This is a genomic window from Paenibacillus brasilensis (assembly GCF_009363115.1).
GTDB classification, from domain to species: domain Bacteria; phylum Bacillota; class Bacilli; order Paenibacillales; family Paenibacillaceae; genus Paenibacillus; species Paenibacillus brasilensis.
Map to the genome: position 1 here is coordinate 1,567,507 of NZ_CP045298.1, position 9,994 is coordinate 1,577,500.

Consider the following 9,994-nt stretch of genomic DNA (forward strand, 5'->3'; position numbering starts at 1 on the left):
AGGCACCCTTCTGTACTGCTTTATTTAGTAAAACGTTTTAGGACTTCGCGGATACGTTATCCTTTTTCGTTACTGTCAATGCACCGTTCTCCTCATCAATCAGCAGAGAATCACCTTTAGTAATATTTCCAGTCAACAGTTCCTCGGACAGACGATCTTCGATATGCTTCTGAATTGCACGACGCAATGGACGTGCACCGTAAGCTGGATCAAAGCCTTCCTTCGCAAGGAATGTCTTAGCCTTGTCTGTCAATTCAAAGTCTACCTCGTACTCATTCAGACGCTTACGCAGCTCCTCAGACATGAGTGACACGATTTCGGCGATATGCTTTTCTTCGAGAGAATGGAAAACGATAATTTCATCAATCCGGTTCAAGAACTCAGGACGGAAGCTTTTCTTCAGTTCATCCATCACTTTACCCTTCATGTTATCGTAGTCCGCTCCAGCGTCCACAACGGCTGTAAAGCCAAGCGTGGAGTTACGCTTAATCGCCTGTGCACCGACATTGGATGTCAGAATGATGAGTGTGTTGCGGAAGTCAACAACACGACCTTTGGAATCCGTCAGACGTCCATCTTCCAGCACTTGCAGCAGAATATTGAATACTTCCGGGTGCGCTTTTTCAATCTCATCCAGCAACACAACAGAGTAAGGCTTACGACGTACCTTCTCAGTCAGTTGTCCGCCTTCTTCATACCCAACATACCCTGGAGGCGCTCCTACCAGACGGGACGTGGAGTGCTTCTCCATATATTCAGACATATCAATACGGATAACCGCATTTTCATCTCCGAACATGGATTCAGCCAATGCACGTGCCAATTCTGTTTTACCAACGCCAGTTGGACCGAGGAAAATAAAGGAGCCGATCGGACGCTTCGGATCTTTCAGACCAGCACGTGCCCGGCGAATAGCCCGGCTTACCGCCTTAACAGCTTCATCCTGCCCAATCACCCGCTCATGCAACAACTGTTCCATATTCAGCAGACGGTGTGTTTCTTCCTCTTTCAGCTTGCTGACTGGAACACCTGTCCAGATTGCAACGACCTGAGCGATATCCTCCGGTGTAACTTCGGAATCTGTGCGACCCTGTTGTTCTTTCCATTGGTTTTTCGTAACATCCAGCTCTTCACGAATTTTTTGCTCTGTATCACGCAACGCTGCTGCCTTTTCAAACTCCTGGCTTTGTACCGCCGAATCCTTTTCCTTACGGATATCTTCGAGACGGTTTTCCAGTTGCTTCAGGTTTGGCGGTACGGTGTAGGAATTTAGCCTTACCTTGGAGCCTGCTTCGTCAATAAGGTCAATTGCCTTATCAGGCAGGAAGCGGTCGGTGATATAACGGTCCGACAATCTTACTGCCGCTTCAATTGCCTCATCCGTGATCTTCACACGGTGATGCGCTTCGTAACGGTCGCGCAGACCATACAAAATTTGAATCGCTTCTTCCGGAGAAGGCTGATCCACAGTAATCGGTTGGAAACGACGCTCCAAAGCAGCATCCTTCTCAATATATTTGCGATATTCATCCAGCGTTGTTGCACCGATGCATTGCAGTTCGCCACGTGCCAATGCAGGCTTCAGGATGTTGGAGGCATCAATTGCCCCTTCCGCTCCACCAGCACCAATCAGCGTATGCAGCTCATCAATGAACAATACGATGTTTCCAGCTTGACGAATCTCGTCCATAATTTTTTTCAAACGATCCTCAAATTCACCACGATACTTGGTGCCTGCTACCACAGAGCCCATGTCGAGTGTCATTACGCGTTTGTCACGCAGCGTTTCAGGAATCTCATTGGCAATAATTTTTTGTGCCAATCCCTCGGCAATCGCTGTTTTACCTACCCCAGGCTCCCCGATCAGAACCGGATTGTTCTTTGTACGGCGGCTGAGCACCTGAATGACGCGCTCAATTTCCTTGCTGCGCCCAATAACAGGGTCCAGGTTATTTTCCTTCGCAGATGCCGTCAGATCGCGTGCCAAGCTATCCAGGGTTGGTGTGCTGACATTAGTCGGAGCGCCGTGATGGCTGGAAACAGCCTCGCTGCTGCCTAGCAATTGGAGCACTTGCTGACGCGCTTTATTCAGACTGATGCCCAGATTGTTCAGTACACGGGCCGCTACGCCTTCACCTTCACGAATGAGACCGAGCAAAATATGTTCTGTGCCCACATAGGTATGACCCAGTTTACGCGCTTCATCCATAGACAGCTCGATGACCTTTTTGGCGCGAGGAGTATAGGCAATGTTCGTCGGTTGCTCTTGACCGCGTCCAATAAGCGTCTCCACTTCATCCTGGATTTTTTCCAGTCCCAGGCCTAAACCGATCAAGGCTTTGGCTGCTATTCCTTCACCTTCACGAATGAGGCCGAGCAAAATGTGCTCTGTACCAATGTTGTTATGTCCCAATCGAACAGCTTCTTCCTGGGCCAAGGCGAGCACTTTTTGTGCACGTTCCGTAAATCTTCCAAACATCATATATCCTGCACCTCCACAGTGTGTATTTCAGATAAAACTATATATTAAAGGGTTGTGCCTAATTTTTGCCGGATCAGCTTCGCCCGGTACATATCGCGCTCACCGGTGTTCATTTTATCGCCAAAGCTCTTTTGCAGAAATCCAGGCTGCGTCATCACATTCAGTTCATTCATCGCTGCGATGGATGGACGCTCCAAAATCCCTAAATCCACGCCGAGACGTACATCGGACAGCCGCTGCGCAGCCTCCTTTGAATCCAGCACTGCTGCATATGACAAAATACCGAATGAACGCATCACCCGATCTGTAATTCGCAACATGGACTCATTCATCAGCCGTTCTCTGGCAGAACGCTCGTGCTCTATAATCTGCAGCACCACGCCATGTAGATTTTCAATAATTTCCGCTTCGGTTTGTCCTAATGTAATCTGATTAGAAATCTGAAACAAATTACCGACCGCTTCGCTGCCTTCACCATAAATGCCACGAACCGTAAGACCTACCTGTGAAACAGCGGACAATATACGATTGATTTGGTGAGTCATGACTAATGCGGGCAGATGCATCATCACCGAAGCTCTCATACCTGTGCCAACATTTGTCGGACAACTGGTCAGAAAACCTCTCCGATCATCAAATGCATAATCAACATGCGCTTCAAATGCATCATCAATAATCATAGCTCGTTCCCAAGCTTCTCTAACCTGACATCCCGGATATAAGCACTGAATACGCAGATGATCCTCTTCGTTTATCATAACACTAACCGATTCATCATCACTAATCAACACAGCACCGTTACGAGATTCGTTCGCCAGATTAGGACTAATCAAATGCTTCTCAACCAGTACCTGCTTGTCGATCTCATCCAACTCGGATATTTTCAAGGTATGGAAAGTACCAAAACGACCCAAATCATCATACTGAAGGATATCCGTCAAGCGTTGAAGCACTTCTTCCGACTGCTGATTGGTAGCAAGCATGGGAAAAGGCAGATGTTGCAAGTTACGCGCAATTCTTACCCGGCTACTAATGACAATCTCCGAATCCGCAGCATCACCACGCATCCAATCACTTAGCGGCTTTTCCGTAAATCGGATATTGGGCATCACGCATTCCCTCCTACTCTTCACAAACTTTACTCTTCAGTCATTTCCTTTTCAAGCTTTCTGATTTGATCCCTAAGCTCAGCAGCTGCCTCGAATTCTTCCTGTACAATATGCTGTTGCATCTCTTTTTTCAAATCATCAATCTGCCGTTTAACCTTCAGACGGCCTCCAGTCCGGACCGGAACTTTACCCACATGACCTGTACTGCCATGCACACGTTTGAACAGAGGGTCCAGACGACTGTCAAAATATTGATAGCACGACGGGCACCCAAAACGCCCCAGCTTACTAAACTGTGTATAGGTCATGCCACAATCCTTGCATTGCAGATTTTGTGTACCATTGTGGCCTGAGGACTGGCTCTTGGTGCTGGAGTCAAAATCCAGCATCCCCGACAATAAGCTATGAATCGAAAAACCATTGGGTGTTCCAGGGAGCATTTCCCCTTTTTCCTTCGCACATGTCTCACAAATATGAAACTCTGTCTTTTCGCCGTTCACAATTTTGGTGAAATGCAAAGTTGCCGGCCGCATATTACATTCCTGGCACAGCATAAAAGCACCTCCTTCAACGTCTGGATTTTCACAAATCCCTACATCTGAATCGTAAATCTCTATTTACTGGTTATGGCTACTGACTATTTGGTCGCCAGCAACGAGAACAGCATAGCCTTAAGCAACCTTGCCCGCAGCTGGTCACGATAGGGGAGCTTCAGCAATAAGGTGTCCCTCGATAAAGCGGCCTTCATTAAACTCGCTTCCCTTTTGCTTAGAAAATGAGCTTCCTCCAACTGATAAATCAGTCCTTCTGCCGCCGATTGGCTAATTTCCTCCCCGATGCTCTGATGAAGATGTGTGTGTATCGCATGCTGTGCAGGCAACTGAATTCGTTGAATGCGAATGTAGCCCCCACCACCACGCTTACTTTCCACCACATAGCCCTTTTCCAGCGTAAAACGGGTACTAATAACATAGTTGATTTGCGACGGCACGCAAGAAAAACGGTCAGCCAAATCATTGCGCTGAATCTCCACTAAGCCTTGGGGACTTTCAAGCAATATGTTCTTCAAATATTGTTCAATAATATCGGAAACATTGCGCATTTCATTCATCCTCCACTAACGGAAACGCAAGTATTCAAGTACATTTCACGCTCCACAGAGTCCGCCGTATATTGAACTTAACCAAACGGTAAAGTCACGAATCTAAGCTGTATCAGGACTTTTTCACCCTGCTGCATCTCTTGAAAACGTGCCGTTTAGTCTCTAGTGTGACCTATATTTGCGATAAATCATACACTTCTCTTATGTTTATAAGAGCAGCTACTGACTATCCACAAATGATTTCAATCCTGTTTAGCTTCTTTGCTGTCAAAATACTCAATACGGCCAGTCAATCAGCATCATTACCTTCTAATGGATCACACTAGGTTTAATTGACTTTGACTTTCTTTGACTATATTCACATTATAGCATATTTTTCATTTTTGCCAAGGGGTCAATACCATTTTTCGCAATCTAATTATGTTTTATACAATGTAAGAAAAAAACTCTCCCCATTCTGGAAAGAGTCCTGAAAAAAATCATTTGTATAAGCTAAACTTAAAAGTTACCTATTCTGAAGGTTACCCATCCTGCTACTCTCGTGCTACTTGTATAGACGAATCGTGCTTCCCGTCGCCAACGCCACCCATTTTCTCGAATAAAGTCTAGGCCAGGATTAGAAAAAATCCAACAAAAACGTCTGTTTTACTGGTACTACACGTTTCAATGCAGACACAGACTCACTGCGTCCTTCAATACGCCCCCACTTATATAGATCATCAGCGCGCTGATAGCCAAGCATTAGGGTCGTCAGCGATTGGATGCCAACACTCAAGTCAACTGCTATGTTGTTTTCAGAAGAACTGCTTGTATCTACTCTCTCTAAATATCCTCGTCCTTCAGAGTTTATCGTTAATGTCCATACTCCTTCATTCCATGGAGCATAATGATCTGACAAATTTAAGGTCAAGCGTGTTTCCACTCCAATTGCTTTAAAGGGATATTTTTCGACAAAAGCAGCTGCATCCACAATTCGTCCCATAAAATAAGGCAGCGTTTCCTGTTGAATTCGCGGATCATCGAGTAAAAATGGCAGATTGTCATCTGCCGGAACGTAAATAAATTTACCTTGGGTTATCATGGAATCATGATTTGCAAAATAAGTCCATAAAGCCCGACGCGCCGTTTCATTCTCATATATCAATTCATCGCAATTCAACTGCTTATCTTCAATTTTGTATAGCGCATATCCCTGAGGATTACCTGCTTCTGAGTAATAAACTGCGGTTCGGTAGTTCTCATTTAAAATCCGTTCTTGCCACCATTCCTTATCCCGTACCAGCGTGCCATTATAAGACGAAGCATACGCTTGATACACTTGGTTCAGTTCAGAAATATCTTTAATATCCCGCTTGACTATGCCTTCTGTTTTAAGCTTAGCAGGAAATTTATCAATCGGGATAACATACTTTTTGTACTCAACATACGTTTCCCATCCAAATTTACGATAGAAGGCAAAGGAGAATGGGTGCAGAAAAGAAAGGCTTTGTCCAGTAGACTTCATCTCTTTAAGCGCATGTGTCAACAAACGTGAAACCATGCCTCCACGACGCTTTTCTGGCCACGTTGCCACACCAGCAATGCCACCCATCTCAAAAACCTGACCATGTATGTATACCTGCAAAGGTAGCAAAGTCAGCTTAGCATTCAAGTCATGTCCATCGAATATGCCCCATGTTTGTTCTGGCTTGAACTTTTTCTTGGATTTCTCCAGATCCTCCGGGGACATTGTAAACTGAAAAGCATATTGGGATAATTCAATAGCAGCTTCAAATTCCTCCCGTTGTAATTGTCTGATCTCCATAGCCTTCGTCACCTCGCTCGTATACTTATGTCTCCATAAAAAAGATTGTGCACTTAGAGTGTCGCAAAGCCTTTTCTTTCTGTCAACCTTAGGAATTGATAGTAGTCGTTAAAATACACAAAAGAGGATCATGATCTCATTAAGATCATGATCCTCTTTATTTGTTGCTTGGCGGCGTCCTACTCTCCCAGGACCCTGCGGTCCAAGTACCATCGGCGCTGGAGGGCTTAACGGTCGTGTTCGGGATGGGTACGTGTGGAACCCCTCCGCTATCGCCACCAAACATGAATTTGCGAGGCAAATTCTTTTTCAGGAATCAGCATCGCCAAATGCTGTGTGTTCGCTTGTCCAGCCTAAGCTACTTGAGCTTACGCTACATCAAACTTACACCCTGAAAACTGGATCCGAAACTCCATTGCGCCTTATTCTTTAGGATAAGCCCTCGACCGATTAGTATTGGTCAGCTCCATGCATTACTGCACTTCCACCCCCAACCTATCTACCTCGTCGTCTTCAAGGGGTCTTACATACTGGGAAATCTCATCTTGAGGGGGGCTTCACGCTTAGATGCTTTCAGCGCTTATCCCTTCCGTACATAGCTACCCAGCGGTGCTCCTGGCGGAACAACTGGTACACCAGCGGTACGTCCATCCCGGTCCTCTCGTACTAAGGACAGCTCCTCTCAAATTTCCTACGCCCACGACAGATAGGGACCGAACTGTCTCACGACGTTCTGAACCCAGCTCGCGTACCGCTTTAATGGGCGAACAGCCCAACCCTTGGGACCTACTTCAGCCCCAGGATGCGATGAGCCGACATCGAGGTGCCAAACCTCCCCGTCGATGTGGACTCTTGGGGGAGATAAGCCTGTTATCCCCAGGGTAGCTTTTATCCGTTGAGCGATGGCCCTTCCATGCGGTACCACCGGATCACTAAGCCCGACTTTCGTCCCTGCTCGACTTGTAGGTCTCGCAGTCAAGCTCCCTTCTGCCTTTGCACTCTTCGAATGATTTCCAACCATTCTGAGGGAACCTTGGGGCGCCTCCGTTACTCTTTAGGAGGCGACCGCCCCAGTCAAACTGCCCACCTGACACTGTCCTCGTACCGGATCACGGTACCAAGTTAGAACCTAGATACGATCAGGGTGGTATCCCAAGGATGCCTCCCCTCAAGCTGGCGCTCAAGGTTCAACGGCTCCCACCTATCCTGTACAGATCGTACCCAAATTCAATATCAAGCTGCAGTAAAGCTCCATGGGGTCTTTCCGTCTTGTCGCGGGTAACCTGCATCTTCACAGGTATTAAAATTTCACCGGATCTCTCGTTGAGACAGCGCCCAAGTCGTTACGCCATTCGTGCGGGTCAGAATTTACCTGACAAGGAATTTCGCTACCTTAGGACCGTTATAGTTACGGCCGCCGTTTACTGGGGCTTCGGTTCATAGCTTCGCTCCGAAGAGCTTACCACTCCCCTTAACCTTCCAGCACCGGGCAGGCGTCAGCCCGTATACTTCGCCTTGCGGCTTCGCACAGACCTGTGTTTTTGCTAAACAGTCGCTTGGGCCTTTTCACTGCGGCCCCCTCGGGCTATTCACCCTACCGAGGCACCCCTTCTCCCGAAGTTACGGGGTCATTTTGCCGAGTTCCTTAACGAGAGTTCTTCCGCGCGCCTTAGAATTCTCTTCTCGCCTACCTGTGTCGGTTTGCGGTACGGGCACCTTCTCCTGGCTAGAGGCTTTTCTTGGCAGTCTGAGATCATGACCTTCGCTACTACAATTTTCGCTCCCCATCACAGCCCAGCCTTACGATGTGCGGATTTGCCTACACACCAGCCTCACTGCTTAGACGGACATCCATCAGTCCGCGTCACTACCCTACTGCGTCACCCCATCGCTCATAACGGATTACGGTGGTACAGGAATTTCCACCTGTTGTCCTTCGACTACGCCTATCGGCCTCGCCTTAGGTCCCGACTTACCCTGAGCGGACGAACCTTCCTCAGGAACCCTTAGGCTTTCGGCGGATCTGATTCTCACAGATCTTTTCGTTACTCATACCGGCATTCTCACTTGAATGCAGTCCAGCGCTCCTTCCGGTACACCTTCAACCCGCATTCAACGCTCCCCTACCCCTGATGCAAGCATCAAGCCATAGCTTCGGTGGTGTGTTTAGCCCCGTTACATTTTCGGCGCAGAGTCACTCGACCAGTGAGCTATTACGCACTCTTTCAATGGTGGCTGCTTCTAAGCCAACATCCTGGTTGTCTGTGCAACTCCACATCCTTTCCCACTTAACACACACTTGGGGACCTTAGCTGATGGTCTGGGCTGTTTCCCTTTTGACAATGGATCTTAGCACTCACTGTCTGACTCCCGGAACTAAATCTATGGCATTCGGAGTTTGACTGAGCTTGGTAACCCTTGCGGGCCCCGCACCCAATCAGTGCTCTACCTCCACGATTCTTCTTTCCGAGGCTAGCCCTAAAGCTATTTCGGGGAGAACCAGCTATCTCCGGGTTCGATTGGAATTTCTCCGCTACCCCCACCTCATCCCCGCATTTTTCAACATGCGTGGGTTCGGGCCTCCAGTGCGTGTTACCGCACCTTCACCCTGGACAGGGGTAGATCACCCGGTTTCGGGTCTACGTCCACGTACTCATTCGCCCTATTCAGACTCGCTTTCGCTGCGGCTTCAGCTCTTCACCTTAACCTTGCACGGGAACGTAACTCGCCGGTTCATTCTACAAAAGGCACGCCATCACCCCTAAATTGGGCTCTGACTTCTTGTAAGCACACGGTTTCAGGATCTATTTCACTCCCCTTCCGGGGTGCTTTTCACCTTTCCCTCACGGTACTGCTTCACTATCGGTCGCCAGGGAGTATTTAGCCTTGGCAGATGGTCCTGCCGGATTCATACGGGGTTTCACGTGCCCCGCACTACTCGGGATCCGTCTCGGAGGGAACAAGTTTTGAACTACAGGGCTTTTACCTTCTCTGGCGGGCCTTTCCAGACCTCTTCATCTAACCGGTTCCTTTGTAACTCCATGTGAGACGTCCCACAACCCCAGGGAGCTTGCTCCCTGGTTTGGGCTAATCCGCGTTCGCTCGCCGCTACTGACGGAATCACTATTGTTTTCTCTTCCTCAGGGTACTTAGATGTTTCAGTTCCCCTGGTCTGCCTCTCACTCACCTATGAATTCAGTGAGTAGTGACTGTCGATGAAGACAGCCGGGTTTCCCCATTCGGACATCCCCGGATCAAAGCTTGCTTACAGCTCCCCGAGGCCTTATCGTTGTTCGCCACGTCCTTCGTCGGCTCCTGGCGCCTAGGCATCCTCCGTGTGCTCTTTGTAGCTTAACCTAGTATTTACATCGTAAATACGATTTGCGTTGAATTTCGGTTCGACACGAATGTGTGAATGAAATTCAAGGCTGCTACCTTTATTTCACTTGTTTACACAAGATCAGCTTAAAGGAATATTCTAAAACGCAATTTCGTTT

At 47.8% G+C, this 9,994-nt stretch carries 5 protein-coding genes and 2 rRNA genes; all 7 read right to left on the reverse strand.

What is annotated here, in order from left to right:
* Nucleotides 1–37: 37 nt before the first annotated feature.
* On the reverse strand, nucleotides 38–2,482 hold the full coding sequence (gene clpC / locus GCU48_RS07525) for an ATP-dependent protease ATP-binding subunit ClpC (protein WP_152379555.1): 2,445 nt from the start codon (nucleotides 2,480–2,482) through the stop codon (nucleotides 38–40).
* 44 nt (nucleotides 2,483–2,526) lie between these two features.
* Nucleotides 2,527–3,591 (reverse strand): protein-arginine kinase McsB, encoded by a 1,065-nt coding sequence (gene mcsB, locus GCU48_RS07530; protein ID WP_025715704.1) that lies wholly within the window; start codon nucleotides 3,589–3,591, stop codon nucleotides 2,527–2,529.
* Between the two features lie 29 nt (nucleotides 3,592–3,620).
* Complete coding sequence (gene mcsA, locus GCU48_RS07535) at nucleotides 3,621–4,145, reverse strand: protein-arginine kinase activator protein McsA (protein ID WP_152379556.1); 525 nt, start codon at nucleotides 4,143–4,145, stop codon at nucleotides 3,621–3,623.
* 83 nt (nucleotides 4,146–4,228) lie between these two features.
* Entirely contained in the window at nucleotides 4,229–4,693 is a 465-nt protein-coding gene (locus GCU48_RS07540) for a CtsR family transcriptional regulator (protein WP_025715706.1), read from the reverse strand.
* Nucleotides 4,694–5,309: 616 nt separating this feature from the next.
* Nucleotides 5,310–6,497: a GNAT family N-acetyltransferase gene (locus tag GCU48_RS07545; RefSeq protein WP_152379557.1), complete on the reverse strand. Its 1,188-nt coding sequence runs from the start codon at nucleotides 6,495–6,497 to the stop codon at nucleotides 5,310–5,312.
* Nucleotides 6,498–6,663: 166 nt separating this feature from the next.
* Nucleotides 6,664–6,780: ribosomal RNA gene (rrf, locus tag GCU48_RS07550) — 5S ribosomal RNA — on the reverse strand.
* Nucleotides 6,781–6,927: 147 nt separating this feature from the next.
* Nucleotides 6,928–9,854: ribosomal RNA gene (locus tag GCU48_RS07555) — 23S ribosomal RNA — on the reverse strand.
* Nucleotides 9,855–9,994 lie beyond the last annotated feature (140 nt).